This window comes from Exiguobacterium sp. s133 (assembly GCF_018618595.1).
Classification (GTDB): domain Bacteria; phylum Bacillota; class Bacilli; order Exiguobacteriales; family Exiguobacteriaceae; genus Exiguobacterium_A; species Exiguobacterium_A oxidotolerans.
In genome coordinates, this window is record NZ_JACSMK010000014.1 from 17291 (window position 1) to 37278 (window position 19988).

Annotated in this window: 18 protein-coding genes; 12 read left to right on the plus strand and 6 right to left on the minus strand. The window is 47.5% G+C overall.

The genetic code is table 11. From position 1 onward, the window contains the following. Nucleotides 1-26 precede the first annotated feature (26 nt). Nucleotides 27-227 carry a hypothetical protein gene (locus KNP96_RS15245; RefSeq protein ID WP_088838080.1) on the minus strand — a complete coding sequence of 67 codons (201 nt, stop codon included), beginning with the start codon at nucleotides 225-227 and terminating at the stop codon, nucleotides 27-29. Nucleotides 228-385: 158 nt separating this feature from the next. On the opposite strand from KNP96_RS15245, the gene KNP96_RS15250 reads away from it, so the two are divergent. Continuing rightward, complete coding sequence (locus tag KNP96_RS15250) at nucleotides 386-1198, plus strand: aldo/keto reductase (protein ID WP_088838082.1); 813 nt, start codon at nucleotides 386-388, stop codon at nucleotides 1196-1198. A gap of 57 nt (nucleotides 1199-1255) precedes the next feature. Here KNP96_RS15250 and KNP96_RS15255 read toward each other — a convergent pair whose 3' ends face one another. The 3 genes from KNP96_RS15255 to KNP96_RS15265 form a co-directional block, all read right to left on the minus strand. Continuing rightward, nucleotides 1256-1717: a hypothetical protein gene (locus tag KNP96_RS15255; RefSeq protein WP_214771677.1), complete on the minus strand. Its 462-nt coding sequence runs from the start codon at nucleotides 1715-1717 to the stop codon at nucleotides 1256-1258. Nucleotides 1718-1885: 168 nt separating this feature from the next. Beyond that, on the minus strand, nucleotides 1886-3331 hold the full coding sequence (locus KNP96_RS15260; RefSeq protein ID WP_088838085.1) for an alanine/glycine:cation symporter family protein: 1446 nt from the start codon (nucleotides 3329-3331) through the stop codon (nucleotides 1886-1888). 481 nt (nucleotides 3332-3812) lie between these two features. After that, the gene (locus tag KNP96_RS15265) at nucleotides 3813-6269 is read right to left on the minus strand and encodes a CoA-disulfide reductase (protein ID WP_214771680.1); all 2457 of its coding nucleotides are present in this window, start codon (nucleotides 6267-6269) and stop codon (nucleotides 3813-3815) included. A gap of 205 nt (nucleotides 6270-6474) precedes the next feature. Between KNP96_RS15265 and KNP96_RS15270 the strand changes: the two genes are divergently transcribed. The 9 genes from KNP96_RS15270 to KNP96_RS15310 all read left to right on the plus strand — a co-directional run bounded on the left by KNP96_RS15270 (nucleotide 6475) and on the right by KNP96_RS15310 (nucleotide 15350). After that, nucleotides 6475-7008, plus strand: a complete 534-nt coding sequence (locus KNP96_RS15270; protein ID WP_088838088.1) for a type III secretion system chaperone family protein — start codon at nucleotides 6475-6477, stop codon at nucleotides 7006-7008. Nucleotides 7009-7161: 153 nt separating this feature from the next. Beyond that, nucleotides 7162-8346: a hypothetical protein gene (locus KNP96_RS15275; RefSeq protein WP_214771683.1), complete on the plus strand. Its 1185-nt coding sequence runs from the start codon at nucleotides 7162-7164 to the stop codon at nucleotides 8344-8346. Between the two features lie 24 nt (nucleotides 8347-8370). Further along, nucleotides 8371-9291 (plus strand): NAD-dependent epimerase/dehydratase family protein, encoded by a 921-nt coding sequence (locus tag KNP96_RS15280; protein WP_088838092.1) that lies wholly within the window; start codon nucleotides 8371-8373, stop codon nucleotides 9289-9291. Next, a complete protein-coding gene (locus KNP96_RS15285; RefSeq protein ID WP_214771685.1) occupies nucleotides 9270-10133 on the plus strand; it encodes a lysylphosphatidylglycerol synthase domain-containing protein in 864 nt (287 codons plus the stop codon). Before KNP96_RS15280 ends, KNP96_RS15285 begins: the two co-directional genes overlap by 22 nt. Next, a complete protein-coding gene (locus tag KNP96_RS15290; RefSeq protein ID WP_088838095.1) occupies nucleotides 10130-11563 on the plus strand; it encodes an alkaline phosphatase family protein in 1434 nt (477 codons plus the stop codon). The genes KNP96_RS15285 and KNP96_RS15290 overlap by 4 nt, the downstream gene beginning before the upstream one ends. Then, nucleotides 11560-12291, plus strand: a complete 732-nt coding sequence (locus tag KNP96_RS15295; RefSeq protein ID WP_214771688.1) for a glycosyltransferase family 2 protein — start codon at nucleotides 11560-11562, stop codon at nucleotides 12289-12291. Before KNP96_RS15290 ends, KNP96_RS15295 begins: the two co-directional genes overlap by 4 nt. Next, the gene (locus KNP96_RS15300) at nucleotides 12288-13028 is read left to right on the plus strand and encodes a hypothetical protein (RefSeq protein WP_088838098.1); all 741 of its coding nucleotides are present in this window, start codon (nucleotides 12288-12290) and stop codon (nucleotides 13026-13028) included. Before KNP96_RS15295 ends, KNP96_RS15300 begins: the two co-directional genes overlap by 4 nt. Nucleotides 13029-13044: 16 nt before the next feature. Next, nucleotides 13045-13962 (plus strand): FTR1 family iron permease, encoded by a 918-nt coding sequence (locus tag KNP96_RS15305; protein ID WP_088838100.1) that lies wholly within the window; start codon nucleotides 13045-13047, stop codon nucleotides 13960-13962. Further along, nucleotides 13959-15350: a hypothetical protein gene (locus KNP96_RS15310; protein WP_214771690.1), complete on the plus strand. Its 1392-nt coding sequence runs from the start codon at nucleotides 13959-13961 to the stop codon at nucleotides 15348-15350. The genes KNP96_RS15305 and KNP96_RS15310 overlap by 4 nt, the downstream gene beginning before the upstream one ends. A gap of 439 nt (nucleotides 15351-15789) precedes the next feature. Here the strand turns inward: KNP96_RS15310 and KNP96_RS15315 are convergent, their stop codons facing one another. Together KNP96_RS15315 and KNP96_RS15320 are read right to left on the minus strand one after the other, a co-directional pair. After that, nucleotides 15790-16350 (minus strand): GNAT family N-acetyltransferase, encoded by a 561-nt coding sequence (locus tag KNP96_RS15315; RefSeq protein ID WP_088838107.1) that lies wholly within the window; start codon nucleotides 16348-16350, stop codon nucleotides 15790-15792. Between the two features lie 72 nt (nucleotides 16351-16422). Beyond that, the gene (locus tag KNP96_RS15320; protein ID WP_088838108.1) at nucleotides 16423-17040 is read right to left on the minus strand and encodes a YitT family protein; all 618 of its coding nucleotides are present in this window, start codon (nucleotides 17038-17040) and stop codon (nucleotides 16423-16425) included. Nucleotides 17041-17461: 421 nt separating this feature from the next. On the opposite strand from KNP96_RS15320, the gene KNP96_RS15325 reads away from it, so the two are divergent. Continuing rightward, the gene (locus tag KNP96_RS15325) at nucleotides 17462-18814 is read left to right on the plus strand and encodes an FAD-dependent oxidoreductase (RefSeq protein WP_088838110.1); all 1353 of its coding nucleotides are present in this window, start codon (nucleotides 17462-17464) and stop codon (nucleotides 18812-18814) included. Nucleotides 18815-19041: 227 nt separating this feature from the next. After that, nucleotides 19042-19926 carry an SDR family oxidoreductase gene (locus KNP96_RS15330; RefSeq protein ID WP_088838112.1) on the plus strand — a complete coding sequence of 295 codons (885 nt, stop codon included), beginning with the start codon at nucleotides 19042-19044 and terminating at the stop codon, nucleotides 19924-19926. Nucleotides 19927-19988: the final 62 nt, after the last annotated feature.

Sequence of the window (19988 nt, forward strand, 5' to 3'; positions counted from 1 at the left end):
CGCTTCGTCTGCGACGGGGGTTCACTTTATTTTTGTTTTTCTTGACGATTCAAAATGAAATAGGCAATCGCCGGAAGCGGAAATTGAACGAGTCCTGCTCCACCCCATACCCACGGATTGCGTCCTGTCTTGCGGGCACCAAGGAAGAGGAACGTGGCTTGAGCACCTAATAGTGCTGCAATGCTTGTCCAAACTCCTTTTGGTACTTTTTTAATCGATTTCACCATGATATTACACCTCTCTTCGTTTATGCATCAGTAGACTTTCTTCTCTTTCCCATTCTATATTCCCTGCTTATGAGCATCAAAACAGATGTTCCGCTAAGTTCATGCTAAACTGAACAGGCAAATCCATATTCTAGTTTCATTGAAGGAGGAGTATATACATGCAATACGCAAAACTTTCAAATGGTATCACGATTCCACAGATCGGGTTCGGTGTCTGGCAAGTCGATGAAGAGACGGAAGCACCGGCTGCCGTCGCAGAAGCACTTCGCGTCGGTTACCGTCATATCGATACGGCTGCCGTCTACAAAAACGAACGTGGTGTCGCAAAAGGAATCAAAGAAAGCGGCGTGAAACGTGAAGAACTCTTCTTGACGTCTAAAGTTTGGAACGATGACATTCGTGCCGGACGGACGAAAGAGGCTTTCGCTGAGTCACTTGAGCGACTAGAAACCGATTATCTCGATCTTTATCTCATTCACTGGCCGGTCGAAGGTTATGTCGAAGCATGGAAAGCCATGGTCGAGCTGTACGAAGCAGGTAAAATCAAGGCGATTGGTGTATCGAACTTTAAAGAACATCATCTCGATACACTTGCTGAAGAAGGACTCATGACGCCGATGATCAACCAAGTCGAGCTTCATCCACAACTTCCACAGCATGAATTGCATGAGTACTTGCAAGATCACAGCATTCAAGTCGAAGCATGGAGCCCACTCATGCAAGGTAAGTTCCTTGAAATCAATGATTTCAAAGAGATTGCTGAAAAACATGGTAAGAGCCCATCACAAGTCGTTCTACGTTGGCACCTCGATAACGGAATCGTTGCGCTTCCGAAATCAGTCACACCAGAACGGATTGCTGAAAACTTCGATGTGTTTGATTTCCAACTCGATGCAGACGACCTCGAACAAATCGATCGTCTCGCGACAGAAGTCCGCCTCGGACCGGACCCTGACGAAATTGACTTTTAATCCACTGACCGATACACGAAAGACTGCTGACGGGACCTATCCCGTAGCAGTCTTTTTTTAAGCGTAATAAATAAGAATCGTCTCTTCTGTCGTTTCAGCCTTGCTGAAGTATGCGCGTAAATCAGCAAACTGTTCCCACACGTCGTCGAATTTTCCGTGTTGCCCCGCTTCATCATAAATCGTCTCAAGTGACCGACGATCAAAATTTCGCATGACTTCTGCTGAGATGATGATTAACGGAAGAGGGAGAATCCCGACAATTGCTGCTTGTGTTTCGTTGACAATCAACTCTTCACCGACAATCGCTCGACCTAAGTTGTAATGGGTCTCTTGATCGATATAGATATCGATTTGATTCATCAAGTGATAGAGAGCTGCCGTGTCTTCCAGAGCAAATAGCTGTTCATAATCCGGCTGCGTCTCATGGATAAAAAGAATCCAGTCCATGATGATATGCGGGTCGTCACCAAACGAATCCCAAACGGCATCCGCGACACGAACGTAATGTACGTTTTCCATCCTCCCTCTCCTTTCTTCGTTTCTTTAATAGCTATTCCCATTTTTTCGATGCTTTAGTAATTTTTTTAGAATCTGCGTACTAAAAAGCAACGAAAAAAAACGCTCTCACCTTCTGATAGCACGTTGTCTACATGCAAAAAGAACCAGCAAAATGCCGGTTCTTTTTGATTAAATCGCTTTTTCTTTTGATTCGTCCGTTTCCCACGCCTCAAGAGATTCTTTACCTGGTAAGTTCGGAATCGAATTCGCATAAAAACGCGGATCTTTTCCGGATTTTCGTTGTTCGAGGTAATCATCAAGTGCGAGTTTCGCGATTTTAGATAAGCGGAAAATCGCATACAAGTTGACGACTGCCATCAAGCCCATGAAAATATCAGCAAGCGCCCAGACAAGACCTGCCGTCTGTACGACTGAACCGAAGACAATCATCCCGAGTACGATGACACGGTAAGCCATCATCAGTGTTTTATTGTCATTAATGAAGCTGATGTTCGATTCACCGTAATAATAGTTTCCGATGATTGAACTAAATGCGAACAAGAAGATCGCAAGTGCCATGAACGTCGTCGCAAACACTCCGACCTGAGTCGAGAGTGCGTTTTGCGCGAGTTCGATCCCGGCAACTGCTTTTCCGTTCGCGTCTTTCGTCGCGACATCACTGACGAGGATGATCATCGCTGTTGACGAACAAATGAGTAACGTATCAACAAATACACCGAATGATTGAATCAAACCTTGCTTGACGGGGTGTGACACTTCAGCCGTCGCAGCAGCATTCGGAGCAGAACCCATACCGGCTTCATTCGAGAACAGACCACGACGAATTCCGTTAAGAACTGCAGCACCAATTGCTCCGCCAGCAAGCGTCTTGAACTCTAAAAGTCCCTCTTGGAAAATCAAGCCGAAGACGTTCGGCAACAATTCAAGATTCGTAATCATAATGAAGAGGGCGATTAAAATGTATCCGCCCGCCATGATCGGAACAAGGAATGCAGAGACCGTTGCAATACTACGTACTCCACCGAAAATCACGAGTGATGTTAATAAAACGAGTGCAATCGTGATCCACATCTTATCGATGCCATACTGACTTTGAAGTGACAATGAAATCGTATTCGATTGAACCGAGTTAAAGACAAACCCGAACGAGATTGTAATCAAGATACTGAAGACGATTCCGAGCCACCGTTGGCCAAGCGCTTTTTCCATGTAGTAGGCAGGGCCCCCACGCCATGCCTTCTCATCACGGACTTTATAAATTTGAGCAAGTGTACTTTCGACGAATGCTGACGCTGAACCGATCAAGGCAATCAGCCACATCCAAAAGACGGCACCGGGTCCACCTAGTGCGATGGCTGTCGCAACACCGGCAATGTTCCCGGTCCCGACACGTGCAGCCGTACTGATCGCGAACGCTTGGAATGGTGAGACGCCATCCTTTCCTTTATCTGTTCCCTGGAACAGTAACCGTAACATTTCAGGTAACATCCGGAATTGGACGAATCCCATGCGAATCGTAAAATAAATGCCTAAGCCAACAAGTAAGATGATCAGGACGCTCGACCATAATACATCACTAATATTCGTTACGATATCCATCAGTTGTTTCTCCATACAGGCTCCCCCACTTCTCTCTTATGTAACATTTCTTCACATGTGTTCTATAATACGAAAGTTTTTTTGAAAAATCAAATACAGTTGTATCAGTCAACTTCTGATTACGAGGCATTTCTATCCATTTCCTCACATTAGATGTGAGGTTTTTCGTTTACGAACAAAAAAAGAACGGCCTCACTCAAAAGGAGGGACGGCTACCAATTAAACGGAATCAGGACTTTTTCATGCGTGTCCCAAATACACACTAAGCCATCGTGAAAAAGAAGAATTTACATCGAAATGGCCGATGATTCCGTGGAAGTAGAATCATCGGCCATTCGATTAACGGAGGACGGAAACGTCCATCCTCAACTTCTATGGGACAAGGAAACGTCCGTCACAAGGATGGATGTTCATCTGAATTAGTCACCCCCTCCATCTTTAGACAAACACTTAGAGCCCCTCCACTTTTCGCGGAAGGGCTCTTTTCGATTCTTTATTAGATGAATAGATTTAAGTTGGCATCGTCTGTCGCACCAAGATAACTTGCGACCCCACCATAATCGATATCATCTAACAATTCTTCTTTTTTAATCCCCATGATGTCCATCGACATCGTACACGCAATCATCCGGACGCCTGCTGCTTGCGCTTTTGCCATCATCGTCTCTAGCGCATCGACTTGTTTGTCCTTCATGACTTTTTTCATCATTTTTTGACCGGCGCCTGCCATGTTCATGTTGGATAATGGAAGATCACCGGCATGTTTCGGCATCATCATCCCCATCATGCGTTCCATCGGTGCTTTGTCGACGGCTGGTGCATCCGGCTTACGAATGACATTCAGTCCCCAGAACGTGAAGAACATCGTGACTTGTTTGCCCATCGCTTGTGCACCTTGTGCGATGACGAATGACGCAAGTGCTTTATCAAGATCACCACTGAAGACGACCATCGTCGCGTCATCTGCTTTTGCGACAGGTGCCGTTGTCACGTGTTGCTCCGTTTGTCCTTGCCCTTTTTCAAGTAAAACTTCGACAATTCCCTGATTCATTTCTGCCGTATGGACGGTATGTCCGAGCTTTGTTGCCCATGCCTGGACGTCCGGTAAGAAACCAGGATCCGATGCTTTAATGAAGACTTGGTCTCCGTCCTGCAGTTGATCAATCTTTGTTTTTAATTCAACGATTGGTCCCGGGCACTGTAATCCACATGTATCGAGCAGCGTGATTTGCTCTGCTTTCACGGCTTGTTTCGGCTCACTTTTAATCGTCGTCACTGCTGTTTCCTCCCGTGCTTGGTTTCGCGCTTCTTGATCGCGATTGACCGTCGCCCATGTTTTATATCCGCCGCTCAAGTTCTTCACCTCAAAGCCGTTTTGTTTGAGGAGCTGACTTGCGACATATCCCCGTAATCCGACTTGGCATGTCACGTAGATCGGCTGATCCTTCGGTAGCTCGTCGAGGGACGTGCGAAGCGTCGGTAATGAGATATTGACCGAGCCCGGAATCGAACCGAGTTCATTTTCAGACGGTTCACGGACATCGAGTAACAATCCGCCGGCTGCGACGATTTGATCAATTTCATGCCAATGGACGTTTTCGCTGTCCCCTAACACGATATTCGAAGCGATGTATCCTGCCATGTTGACGGGATCTTTCGCCGAGCTATACGGTGGTGCGTATGATAATTCAAGGTCTGGCAAGTCGAGGACCGTCAAGCCGCCTTTGATTGCCGTCGCTAAGACATCAATCCGTTTTTCGACACCCGTCATCCCAATCGCTTGCGCGCCGTAAATCGTTCCGTCAATCGGATCAAACAAGAGTTTCATTGAGATTGGACTGGCACCCGGATAATAACCGGCGTGCGAACCCGGATGGAGATGAACCGCTTCATAGCGGCGACCAGACTGTTTCAACCGTTTTTCGTTATTTCCGGTCGAAGCGACCGTCATATCGAATACTTTTGCGACGGCTGTACCGAGCGCACCTGTATATTTGACGTCGCGTCCGGCGATGATGTCTGCAACGAGACGCCCTTGACGATTCGCCGGCCACGCGAGTGGAACATGCATCGCCTCTCCTGTCACGTAATCTTTCACTTCGATGGCGTCACCAATCGCAAAGATCGATGGATCAGATGTCCGTAACGTGTCATCGACTTTGATTGTATTCTTGATTCCTAACTCAAGTTTTGCTTCCGCCGCAAGGTTACTTTCCGGCATGACACCAATCGACAAGATGTTCATTTCCGTTTCAATCGTCTTGCCGCTCGTCAAGACAACACGTCTCCCTGCCTCTTCAAAGCGGGCGACACCATCCGATAAAATCAACTCGACCCCTTTTGCGCGTAGATGTTCATGGACGATGGCTGCCATTTCCGGATCGACCGGTGCCATGACTTGATCCATCATTTCAACCAATGTGACTTTCGCACCACGTTCGACCAAGTTTTCTGCCATTTCGAGTCCAATGAACCCCCCACCGATGACGACGGCACGTGCGGGACGGTTCTCATCGACATATTGACGCATCCGGTCCGTATCCGGAATGTTACGTAACGTAAAGATGTTCGTCGCTTCTTCGATACCAGGAATTGATGGACGCATCGGTTTTGCTCCTGGTGAAAGAATTAAGTTGTCATATGACTCCTCATATTCTTCACCTGTATCGACTTTACGGATTGTGACCGTTTTTTGTTCACGATTGATTTGAATCGCTTCCGACAGATTCCGAACATCCAAGTTAAACCGGGCATGCATCCCCTCAGGTGTTTGGACGAGTAGCTTGTTCCGGTCTTTGATGACATCCCCGATATAGTACGGTAATCCACAGTTCGCGAACGAAATCTCTTTTCCACGTTCTAACAAAATGATTTCCGCCGTTTCATCCAACCGGCGTAATCGTGCTGCAGCGGTCGCTCCACCTGCTACTCCACCAACAATGATTGTTTTCATGTCTGTTTTCCTCCTAAATCGAATCGTACTTTCTATGCTTTACAATATACCCATTAAGGTATGTGGTTTCAAGTAGTTTGCTCTACATTTCACATACTTGTCTTATTTTCAAACTGTTTCTTCTTTAAATGATAACGGACATTAGTTGCAATTCCTCTTAAAATGCTTGAAACTGAGATTACAGTATCTATAAGGGGGATTTAAAATGGACCAGGACCGTAACTCGAACGAAACGAATGAGGACAACAAGGTCACACCGCTTCACCCAGAACGTAATCAAGAAGGAACAAACGAAAACGGGGTAACGGAAGTTCAACAACAACACTTGGAAGCATTCCAAGCGTTCTTAGTCGAAAAAGGCATTCCAATGGAAGCACGTGAAAATGAAACACACGTCTTCTTTATGACACAAGAAAAAACACCAGCTGGCGCTGAGCCGATGATGATGATCGTCTTCAGTAAAACGACGACGGACGTTGAGTTATTCGCTCGTACCGTTACGCACGTTCCAGACGGTGTCGAAGATCTTCCTATCTTAAACGCAATCAATGACTTCAACCAAGAGTTCAAGTACTTCCGCGTCGTCCTCGATAGCGATCGCGACGTAACGATTGCTTCAACAATCGACTTAGATCACGGCTTCAACCCGGCTGCCATCTTCGGCCACTCGGTCATGATGTTCCAAGCTTCTGACGAAGTGTACGCGTATTTAACGAAATTGTATGACCAAATTCAATAATTTATATTTTTAAAAAATGGCTCCGGAGATTTCTCTGGAGCCTTTTTTTGTTTTAAGTTCAATTGACAATGAGAATTATTCTCGTTATAGTGAGAATTGTGAAAACGACATCATTTTGTAGATAATTTTATTTTTCCTGGGGGAATGAGACAGATGAAAAAACGATTTAAAGTAGCGTCACTCTTTATGGTAGCCGGATTACTCGCAGCTTGCGGAACGGATGAAAAAGAAACAACGACAGCTCCAAAAGAAGACAAAACGGAGCAAACGTCTGATAAAAATACGAATGCCGGAATCGCCGCAACGACATTAACGGATGAATTGACAATCTTCAGCTCAATCAAGACAGAACTCGATAAAGCGAAAGAAGGACAAGCCATCGACTGGAAGATGGTCCAGACGAGTTATGAATCGAAGTTAAAAGGTGGCGTCGCAACTGCCGCTCCTGAAATCGAACAAGTCGTCACTTCTGCCCTCGCAGGCGTCGAATCAAAGGATTTGGATGAGAACATTGCCCGTCAGCTTGTCGATAAAGGACTTCAGTCTTACTTCTATAAACTCCAAAAATCAATGCAAGCAACAGCAGAAGAAGCAGTCGTGGCCGGAAAAACGGATGACGCCATGGCGACGTTAGTAAATATCAAAAACATGGCGGAAACTGTCTTCATCCCGACAGCCGAAAAGCGCGATGCGAGTTATGACTTCAAAAACGAAGAAGCCATCGCACAAGCGATCACGTCCGGTCTCGCAGCACAAGAAGACGCCATCTCGGCTGAAAACGTCGCTGACTTTAAAGTCGCAAAACAGTTGACGGATAAGTCGATTTACCGTTCATTCTATCTCGCAGCACTCGGTTATGCACAAAAAATCGAGGATGGCGCTAAATCCGGTGCCGACGAACAAGAGTTACAAATGGAACAAGCAGAAGGCTACGGATTCTTACTCGCAATCGAGGAATCACTTGCCGGTGGCGATGAAGCCGCCGTCGCAAAACTAAAAGAACAATACGACTTCTCAAAAACAAAACCAGCAGACGTCTCTTATGAAGAGATCGAAGGTCTCTTCGCCAAAGCATTGACGAAGAAAGTCGTCGGTTATCATGAAGAAGCAATGGAAGCACTCGAAGCGAAAGATGTCGATACAGCACGTGTCGAAGCGATGGAAGCAAACATGTTCGTCATCGCGATGAAGCCGACCCTCGAAAATCGTCTCGGTAAAGAAGAGGCAGACGCTGTTCTTGCTGACGCTAACACATGGTACGATCTCATCGAAAAAAATGACGCAGAAGCGGAAACGGTGAGCAAAAAAATCGTCGATGCGCTCGATACGTTCAACTAAGCAAGACGATTGGAGGAACTTCCTTTGAACATCGGAATTACGGGTGGCGCTGGCTTCATCGGTGCTGCACTTGCAACTCGTTTGCGTACTAGTGGTCATACCGTATCGATCATCGATGCCTTCACCGATTATTATGCAAGCGACTTGAAACGCGAACGGGCAGCGGAGCTGACACGACTTGGCGTAAACATCTGTGAAGCAGATGTCCACGTCGGACTCGATGCCTGGTGTTCATCCGGTCAATTCGATGCCCTGTTCCATCTTGCTGCTTTACCTGGCGTTCCCGGATCTTTACGTGAGCCGCATCGCTACATCAAAGAAGATATCGATATGACGGTGACCGTCCTCGAAGCGGCAAAACAACATCAGATTCAGCAAGTCTTGTTTGCCTCTTCTTCTTCGGTTTACGGGGAGCAGACAGGTGCGTTGAGCGAACAGCAGGCAACCGGTCAAGTCGTCAGTCCATACGCCGCGGCGAAGTATAGTGCCGAGACGTTCTGTAATGCCTATCAAAACCTGTATGGATTACAGGTTACGATCTTCCGCTTCTTTACGGTCTACGGACCATCCGGACGCCCGGATATGGCGCTTTACCGCTTCATCGAACAAGCGCTTCGTGGTCAAGAACTTGTCGTGTTCGGTGACCCGGTACGCGACTTCACGTACATCGATGACATTACACGCGGGATGGAACAAGCACTTCAAGCGCGCGCAATCGGGACTTATAATTTAGGGGCGAATCGACCGGAGTCGGTCCGAACGATTGCCAGGTCCCTCAGTGAGCGATACGGTGTTCCGGTAACGTTCACCGAGCAAAGAGAAGGAGATGTCTCGATGACATGGAGTAATACGGAAGCTGCACGACAAGCATTCGACTACACGCCCTCCGTTACCTTGAATGAAGGACTCGAGCGGATGATTACATGGCATCTCGGGCGCATGTAATCCGTACAACCGCAAGCGTCCTCTTGACGCTTGCGGTTGTTTTTTTATTAATTCGGTTCGTGCTCGAGTTACCTGTCCTCTATGATTACTTGCGCACCCTTTCACGCTCTTACTGGACGCTACTCGCAAGCTTGTTGTATGCAGGTGCTTTTTATGTCCGCGCTGTCGCCTGGCGCGTGGCTGATCAGCGGCAGGCACCCTTGCCAATCTATTTGACGAGCCTCTATCTCGGCCTTGCCGTCAATCACTTGTCACCGGTCAAACTCGGCGAAGGTGTTCGCCTGCTGACGGCACGTGCCATCGCTAGTCCCTTAAAACGGACAACGGCAATCCTTGTCGCACAGCGCGGCATTGATTTGGTCGTCCTCGGACTCTTCGTCTCGCTCGGCTTGCTCGCGACGAAAACAGCTCTTCCTGCAGGTATCGCGATTGTGCTCGGTGTACTCGCCTTAGTCGTCGTCCGCCCTTTTTTACGGACGATGTACGCATTAATCGGGTATGGCACACTCGCTTGGTGTTTGGAAGCGGGCGCCGTTTACTGCTTATTCTTAGGCGTGAACGCTGTCCTTCCCTTCCCCCTCGTCTTAATCGCGATGAGTGCCGGTGTCTTGTCCGGAATTGCTCAATTCACCCCCGGTGGTCTCGGCGCGTATGAGCTCGCCATGGGAACGGTTCTACAGACGGCAGGCGTCGACCATCCTTATGAACTTGCCTTGATGACGCACACGTTCAAATATGCGTTCGCCTTCATCGCACCTTTGTATTTTTTGGTCAGACATCACCGTAGTGTCACATTACTGTTTCGCCAATTCAAGAATCAACAGAAAGGAGGATCTTCATGAAAAGTGCTTCACGTTTTGAAAAAGTCGCAGCCCGTATGTGGAATCTGTTGAATGAAGGAAAACCATTCACCCCGATTTTTACAATCGGTGTCTTCCTCAGCTACTGCCTTTTGTTCCAACAGACACTGAGCGGTGCCGGCTTCGGATTTTTAGTGACGTTGCCTTTATTCGTACTGTACTGGAAATTTGATTTCCCGCTGTTCCTTCGTAATTATTTATGGATGCCCGTCATCGTCTGGTTATTCCTTGAAGGAACGGATACACGGCTCCTGCCCCTATTCGCTTACGGAGCAGGTCTTTATTTCTTCTTCACGATTTTCTTCTGGGGAACGATTTATTACCATTTACGGATTGGAACGGACTGGCTCAACTTCACGCGTTTTTGGAAACTCGTCCTCAAGAACAGTGACTCGACGAGTGGTAACGCGCAAGAACAACTACCGAAAGTCGCACTCTTACTTGCCTACTGGCAAACAGCGTCAATCAATCCGACCTTTGACTGGTCGTACGTCTTGTTCCCTGCCGGATTGTTACTATTTGCTTGGATTCTCCACCATTATCTCTTCGACTGGAAACCGAAACTTCCGACTGAGCCGACAAAAGACGTCAGCTTGCCGACTTCAGACAAAGTCTACGTCTTGATTGTCGACGGGATGCGAAAAGACCGATACATGGCTGCGAACACTCCGTTTCTCGAGCGATTGCGTCAAGAAGGAACGGAATATACGAATATGGAAACCGTCTACCCGGCCCGGACAGTCGTCTGCTTCAGCTCGATGTTCACGGGAGCACGTCCGGAAGATCACGGAATTCATTCCAACATGGTTTGGAATACGACCGGTGTCAAAACGGATACCGTCTTCGACCGGTTGCGTGCCGTCAATAAATCCGGCAAGATTCTCGGGATTGCCCACCTCGTCGATGCGTTCGGTTCGACCGACGTCAGTACCGTGACAGCCGTCATGCATAATGATGTCGCCGACCGCAACATCATCGAACGGGCCAAGCAAATCGTTCACGAAGAAGATCCGGATTTGCTTGCAATCCAATTAATCGGAACGGATCAAACCGGTCATAGTCGCGGGACGCTCTACTCGGAATATATTCAAAAAATCGAGGAAGCCGATGCGCTACTCGCAGAGTTTTGTGAAGAGCTCGATCGTCTCGGTAAGTTAGACGATGCGACACTGATCGTCATGGCCGATCATGGTCAAGCCGACGGGATCGGCGGGCATGGTCACCTCGACGAAGGAGAACGTTTCGTCCCATTTTGGATGTATGGCAAACACATTCATGCTGGTCGCAAGGTCGATACACACCGGCATATCCTGTCGCTTGGACCAACGATTACGAAGTTGCTTGGTGCCGATATCCCGCACGACAGTCGTGGCGTATTGTTGACGGAAGCTTTTAAGGAGGAACGCTCATGAAGAAAATCGTCGTCTTCCTTCCGGCTCACAATGAAGAAACCTCTCTCCCACTCGTCTTAAAACGAATCCCGGATGAGATTAACGGAATCCCCGTCGAAACGATTGTCATCGATGATGGATCGACCGATGCTACATCGACCGTCGCAACCCTGAACGGTGCTCAAGTCTACCGGTTCGAACAAAATCGTGGTCTTGGCGCTGCGGTCCGCGAAGGATTGTATCGCGCTTATGACCATGATGCGACCGTCGCCGTGATGATTGATGCGGACAACGAGTACCCGGCCGATCAAATTCCGGACGTCGTTCGACCGATCTTAGCGAACGATGCGGATTATGTCTTCGGATCACGATTCCTCGGGACGATTGACGGAATGCGCCTCTATCGCTATATTGGGAATCACGTCTTTACGTGGCTTCAATGTGTTTTACTGAAACGAAAAATTCATGACGGACAAAGCGGGATGCGTGCTTTCTCACGCGCTGCTTGCAAACACGCGGAAATCATCCACGATTACAACTACGCGCAAGTCTTGACGTTGAACCTCGTCCGTAAAGGATTCCGTCTGAAAGAAGTACCGATTCGTTACCGGGTACGTGAATCAGGAAAATCTTTTATCCGCTTGAACTATATTCAACGTGTGGTCCCTGCCATTTACAAAGAGTGGCGTCGACCAATCGTTGCACTACCGATTGAAGAACGTTTTGAACGAAAGGAGCATCTCGGATGATAAAACGTTTAGTCCTTCCGGTCGTTGTTTTCTTCTGTCTCCTCGCGACTCCTTTATCGGCGTTTGCTTACAGCTATGGTGACCCGGGCAAAGAAGCTTTTGCGGAAGCTTATAAACAATTTGAGGAACAGCTCGATCAAAAAGATTATGCACTTGCGAAGGAAACGATTGACGCGTATGATAAAGAATTTAAACTTTACTTCCCTGAAGCGAAGGAAAAAATTGATGCTGCGTTAGCGGAAGAAGACGCAGAGAATGCCAAACAGGCGTATCGCGTTGCCTTACGTCAAAACATCGAACGTCGTCTTCATTTTGCGGATGAGCAGTTCGAAGACTTCGGACAGGCGAAGCTGTTACTTGCGAAAGCACGCGGCACATATGATGTACTTGCTCCTTATGTCAAAGAAAGCACAGATGCAAAAACGTCCGATGCATTGTATACTGCGTTTGACGATGCACTTACTGCGCTCGGGAACCCCGGACTGTTCGGAGTCGGGAAAAAAGCGAGTGATAAAGAAACATTTGATCAAAACATTGCATTAATCGAAGATACAATTACACCACTATTCGTTTTACCCGGAGAAGAAAAAACCGGTTTATTTGAAGAAGAGGATTCGATTTTCGGACAATCCTTCGGAACAGATGAGATTTGGAAAACGATTGCGATTGGTCTTGTCATCGTTCTAATCGTCATCGTCATCATCGGTCAACGAAAAAAGAAACGTCAACATCACTGATTAGGGAGGAAGGACGATGGATTTTCAAGCGTTTTTAATTACGCTTCGTGAATGTCTCGAAGCTGTCTTGATCGTCGGTTTGATTCTCGGCTATCTCGATCGACTCAACGCACCGCAATATAAAAAATGGGTCTATGCCGGAGTCGGACTTGCGCTGCTCGCGAGCCTCGGTGTCGCCTTTTTATTCCAAGTCGTCTTTACGAGTTTCGCAAGCTTCGGCAGCGACACGTACTTGCGTCTTGGTATTATGATGATCTCCGTCATCTTACTGACACACATGGTGCTCTGGATGGGGAAAGAGGCGAAAGAAAACCAACAGGCCTCGCAAGCAAAAGTCGCGGCGGCGGTCTCGACAGGCAGTGCCATCACGATGATCATCCATTCGTTCCTCGTCATCGTCCGAGAAGGCATCGAGACGGTTTTCTTCTTCGCTGCCATTTCCGGCGGTGAAATCGAGAAAGTCTTGACGAGTTATGGTGCCGTGTCTGGTCTCTTGCTCGCACTCATTTTCGGTTACCTGTTCGTTTCCGGAACGATGAAGATTCCAGTCAAACGTTTCTTCCAAGTGACAGGCATCCTGATTCTGTTCATTGCTGCCGGCATGCTCGTCCAAACGATTGGACGTTTCCAAGATCTTGGACTGCTCGGAAGCCTGTTGACGAATGCCGATGGAACACCGGCAGCCTTGTATAACATCGTCGGGTTTATGCCGGAACACTACATCGACCAAATTCAATATTTGCGCGATACAGGCAATCCGACATTAATCAGCGGACAAATCGGTACGTTTATGGGTGCGATGTTCGGCTACAGCCATAATCCATCACTTGAGCAAGTGATCGCCTGGTGGGGCTACTTCGCGTTTGCCGGTTTCATGCTGATGCGTCAAAATCGAACACCAAAAGCAGCCAAAAAACTTCAGGAGGTTTCTTGACCGTTCGGAGCGATCGTCTACTTGGACGATCGCTTTTTTTCACGCTCTGTTTCGCCATCTCACTATTGCTGGGTGTTCATCTTTATCTGGTCAGCCCGTTTGTCGCAAGCTACGACATCGCCAACTTTACGTTAGCGGTTGGACAGTATGATTTGGCGAATTTGCAGCCACATTTTCCGGGGTACCCGTTTTTCATCTTACTCGCGACAGGTCTCACACGACTCGGGCTTGAACCCGTCCGTGCGCTTGGCATCGTCTCGACGCTTGGCTTCACGAGCGGACTGATTCCGTTATATTTGCTGTTAAAACGTCAGTCGTTTGATACGGCACGTTTACTAGCTGCTTTCACTGTCATCTCGGTTGCTTCACTCGTCGTCATCTCTGCGACCGGGATGTCGGATGGTCTTGCACTTGGTGTCCTCTGTTGGTTCATGTGGAGTGTCGAACGTGCTCGGCACGGTCATTTCCGTCTTTTGCCGTACCTCTTATTCGGACTGTTGATGGCAACACGATTATCCTATGCGCCGTTCGGAATCGTGTTACTCTTTTTACTTTGGCAAACCCGAAAAGACTACTGGCAACTCCTGTCCGAACTGGCGACGTTACTCCTGGCACAACTTGCCTGGCTGTTACCGGTCGCCTTCTCGGTCGGGGGACCCGCGTCCTTCGCTCAATTGTCACTCAGTTTCGTGACGGGTCACTTTTCGGACTGGGGCGGTACGGCACAAACGGACGAAGCCTCGTTGATTGAACGACTTGGATTGACACTCAAACAAATCGTTTGGCATGGTTTAGGATTTACAAGTTGGCTCGGTCTTGCTTCAGGGCTATTCTTATTCTGCCAACGAATCCGTCCGCTTCCTCTTTGGTGGAGCGTCACCGGTACTGGTTATTTCCTTTGGGTCTGGTTGGCCCAAAACATTGATAAACCACGCCATGTTTTACCTCTCGTCTTACTGCTCGTCTTCCTGCTTGTTCGCCATCTGTCAGTGCGTTGGCTCGTCCCATTTTTATGTATTCAATTGGTGATGGGAAGTATCGCCTTGTACCGCCAAGCGACAATTGAACCGGCAACTATCCAGTTGGCGGATGCCATTACCGGTTTACCGGCGTCAGCGACCATCTTTACGGATGAAGAAGACCGCCAGTTTTTGATGGCACGTCCTGACGCTACGATCGTTCCGATTGGATCTGTCAGCAAATGGCGGGCGGAGCCTAAATCAGCGGAAGTTTACCTGACCGGACGATTACTCAAACAGTTGCGGGTGGCAGATGTATCGATTGAAGTGACGGAGGTTTTCTGCTTCACGAGTGACCCCCGGTTTGAACCGGAGGATGCGGAGGCGCGGTTGTACCGGTTAAACTTGAATGAAGAAGCTCCGAGATAAAAATTCTTTTTTCATTATTTTTTTCAGATGATTAGAAAATGATTGCTTCTTAACCTATTAGTTGAAGTAAACGTAAAAAATCACTCTTTTCCACGCGCTTTCCTCAGGCGAGACACAAGCCAGTTTTCCTGCCTCCATGAGGCAGAAAATCGGGTCTTGTTTGTCTCTGACAGCGCAAGTCGTCTTGCGCTTTTTCCTGTAGGAGTCGCGTGAAGCGAGTGATTTTTTGATTTCAGATTCTTGATGGATGGATTTTAACAGCTTAACAAAACGTCGTTGAGAAGCAGACAAGACGAAGACTCCTGCGGGAAAAGCGGAACAGGTGAGACCCCGTAAGTCGCGCAGGCGACGCGGAGGCTCACGTTTCGCCCGCGGAAAGCGAAGTCTTGTCTGCGTATCAACGAATCTTGAAATGAATTCAAAGTACTTCACTCATCATTCAAGTTGCATACGGTCGCTCCATGTAATCAAATTGTCCGCCACTGATTTCAATCGTCTTGACCGGGACGAATCCAAGACGTCGATAGAGACGTTGCGCCCCAGCATTCGTCTGATCGGCATTTAACGTAAACGCGCGTAATCCACGCTTCTCCCCTTCGTCCGCTGCTGCCTGCAACAGCTCAGACCCGATTCCTCTTCCGCCATATGCCGGATCGACCGACAATGTATCGAGATAAAAGACGTTTCCTTCCGTCTCTTGATCAATTTGTATCTCTTGACCTGTCCACGCGAGGAGCTGACGTTTAATCGGTTCATCCAACTGCGCTGCATCCACTCCCGCATATGCGATGACGATGCCGACGACGCGCCCATCGAGCTCCTTGACGAGAATGTTCTCGTGACTTAACCGGTTTCCCGTTTGCGTCACAAACAGCGCAAGCCGTTCCAAAATCAATTCCTTCTCCTGCGTTCCGGTCAGTGTCTCGGCAATTTCATGAATCGCCTGTTCAATCAATGGTGCGATTTGATCGGCGTCTTCCGCAGTCGCTTGTCTAATCATTGGGTAGCCCCCTTCTCGTTATCTCTTTTTATCCTAAAACAAAATCCCTCCTGATGTCAGGAAGGATTTTATTTATTTCAGTTGTGGCGCTGGTCTAACTACTGGTACAGTAACCGGTTCGCGTGTCATGACTGAGACGACGCGTCCCGCGATGGCAACTGCAAGTAACGTATAAAGCGTCAAACTGACTGGCAAGTAGACGAGTGAAATGACAAGAACAATTGCATCGAGACTAAATAAAATCGTCCCGATCGATAAACCTGTCACTTTGCTAAGGCCCATTGATAAAAGGTCGTCACCACCGGTCGCAGCACCACTCTTCAACACAAGACCAAGTCCGTATCCCGTGATGATCCCACTCGCAATGGCGGCGATTAACGTTGCCGGCCAGGCCTGTTCCGGGAAATGGAACAAATCGAGCTGATGCCACATCTCATAAAAGAGCGATAATGCACCTGCTGAGACAAGTGCCTCACTGACAAAGCGTTTTCCTTTAAAATAAAGTGCTCCAATAAAGAATGGAATGTCGAGCACGATCATCGAAATCGATGGATTGATGTCAAAGAAATACCGTCCTAATAAAGATAACCCGATAAATCCGCCTTCTGCTAATCCAAACTGTTCATTCAAAGTATAGTAGCCGAACGCCATAAGTAACGTTCCTGCTAAGATGGTTGCGATTCGTTTCATGTTTTATTGTCCTCTCCCGTATCTTCCATGGGAGAGGTTTTATTGTTGCCGTTTGGGTATTCATCTATTTTCGCTCTCCCTGATTTTTTTAACCATTACTGTCTTGTTTACGTAAGACCAGCGATGCTAAAAATCAGGTAAGCTAAATAGATGATCGGTCCTCTCGGTATCCATCGGTTTCCACCCTTTCATTTAGTTCTCCATCTTATTATAACCCGAACTTCAGAAACTAAAACATTTTTACGGACTTTTAACAAAAACGTTATAAGTCATTACCTCTTTGTTCACAAATTCACAATTCAGACAAAACTATGCTCAATTATGAACAAACTACTTGAAACCGACATTGTGAAGTATTACACTAAGGTTATCAAATCGAATGTGATTAATATCACAATTAAACAAAAAGGGGACTTTACTCATGAAAGTAGCAGTCATCGGTTGTACACATGCAGGAACAGCAGCAGTCAAAGAGCTTACGGCAACGAACGAAAACCTTGAAATCACAGTCTATGAACGAAACGATAACGTCTCATTTCTCTCTTGCGGGATTGCCCTTCACGTCGGTGGTGTCGTTGAGCATGCCGAGTCACTCTTCTACTCTTCACCTGACGAGCTGGCTGACCTCGGAGCAACGATGCGCTTGAAACATGATGTCCTTGAAATCGATAGTACGAACCAAACGATTCTTGCGAAAAATCTTCTGACGGGTGAAACCGTTCACGATACGTACGACAAATTAATCATGACAACAGGTTCATGGCCAATCATTCCGATGTTACCGGGCATTGAACTGAATCAAATCGAACTTTGTAAAAACTACCACCATGCTCAAACCATCATCAAAAAAGCAACGGATGCCGGGCGGATTACAGTTGTCGGTGCCGGCTACATCGGTGCTGAACTCGTTGAAGCGTTTGAAGCATACGGAAAAGAAGTGACGTTCATCGACAGTGCCGACCGGATTTTAAATAAATACCTCGATCGTTCATTCACGGATATCATTGAAAGTGAATTGACAGATCGCGGCATTCAGCTCGAGTTGAACCAGACTGTTCAAAGCTTTACCGGCGTAGACGGAAACGTCACACAAGTCGTCACGGACAAAGGAACGTTCGAGACCGATCTCGTCATTCTTTGTGTCGGTTTCCGTCCGAGTACGGAGCTTTTAAAAGGACAAATCGATATGTTACCGAACGGTGCCATCATCGTCGACGACTATATGCGGACGAGTAATCCGAATATCTTTGCTGCCGGTGACAGCTGTGCCGTCTACTACAATCCGGCCCGGACACATGCCTATATTCCACTCGCGACGAACGCCGTCCGTATGGGAACGCTCGTCGGGAAAAACTTACTTGCCCCGACGATTCGTTACCAAGGGACGCAAGGGACGTCCGGTCTCCGGTTATATGACTTAAATATCGCGTCGACCGGCGTCACGGAAGATGCTGCTCCATTCTTTGGACTAGAAGTCATGAGTACAACCGTCACAGATGCGTATCGACCTGAATTTATGCCGACTGCAGAAGACGTCCAACTCAAACTTGTTTTTGAACAAAACTCTCATCGCGTCGTCGGTGCCCAAATTATTTCGAAGGTCGATTTGACGCAAGCGATGAATACGTTATCGGTCGCGATTCAAAATGAAATGACGCTTGAAGAACTGGCCTTCGTCGACTTCTTCTTCCAACCGCACTACAACAAACCGTGGAACTTACTGAATCAAGCAGCTCTACAAGGGATGAAAGAGCTGACAGCAGAACGCGTCTGATCGCTCATCCACCTTATCTTTAGTAAAAATCGGAGTTCACACCTGTGGACTCCGATTTTTTTATTCGCCCTTCGTTCGCATTCAGTTATTTGTTGCTATAGCCTTATCGAGCAGCCTTTTCGCTCTAATAAAAACTTCACTTGGTTAATAAGTTGACGTTTAAACGTGAAATGACAGGGAACATACTTCTTATGCAAATCAAACCACTACCTAGGAGGAATCAGTTCATGTCACAGTCTAAAAATCCACTTACACAACACTTCAACGATGATTTCCCAAAACAGTATCAGGAGCCACCGGCTGTCCAGGCAAAAATGGAACCCCTTCCGGATTGTGGAGAAGAAAGCTACAAAGGTTCAGGTAAACTAAAAGGTAAGAAAGCGTTGATTACAGGCGGTGATTCAGGAATCGGACGTGCTGCTGCGATTGCTTATGCCCGTGAAGGAGCAGATGTCTTCCTGAACTATCTCCCGGAAGAACAACAAGATGCAGAAGAAGTAAAAGCACTTGTCGAAGCAGCTGGTCAAAAAGCGTACTTACTCGCAGGTGATTTAAGTGACGAATCGTTCTGTCAGCAACTTGTCAAAGAGGCACATGATTCACTTGGCGGACTCGACATCCTTGCACTCGTCGCCGGAAAACAACAAGCTGTCGAGGACATCATGGATCTGTCAACAGAACAACTCCGGAAAACATATGAAATTAATGTCTTCTCGCTGTTTTGGGTCGTTAAAGCCGCTCTCCCACTTCTAAAAGAAGGCGCTTCGATCATCACGACAACTTCTGTTCAAGGATACAATCCGAGTGAGAACTTACTTGATTACGCCTCAACAAAATTTGCCATCAATGGATTCACACGCGGCCTCGCGAAACAAATTGCGCCAAAAGGCATCCGCGTTAATTCGGTCGCACCGGGTCCAATTTGGACACCACTTCAAATCTCGGGTGGTCAACCGAGCGAAAACATTCCGGAATTCGGACAAGAAACACCACTCAAACGAAGTGGTCAACCGGTCGAACTTTCGAGCGTCTATGTCTTCCTCGCGTCTGACGATGCCAGTTATGTCACGGCACAAATTTATGGTGTGACAGGCGGAATTGAACTTGCTTAATTGAATGCCAGAGTAAAAAGCGGTTTTGATGGCGACATCAAAACCGCTTTTTTTGGTATCAG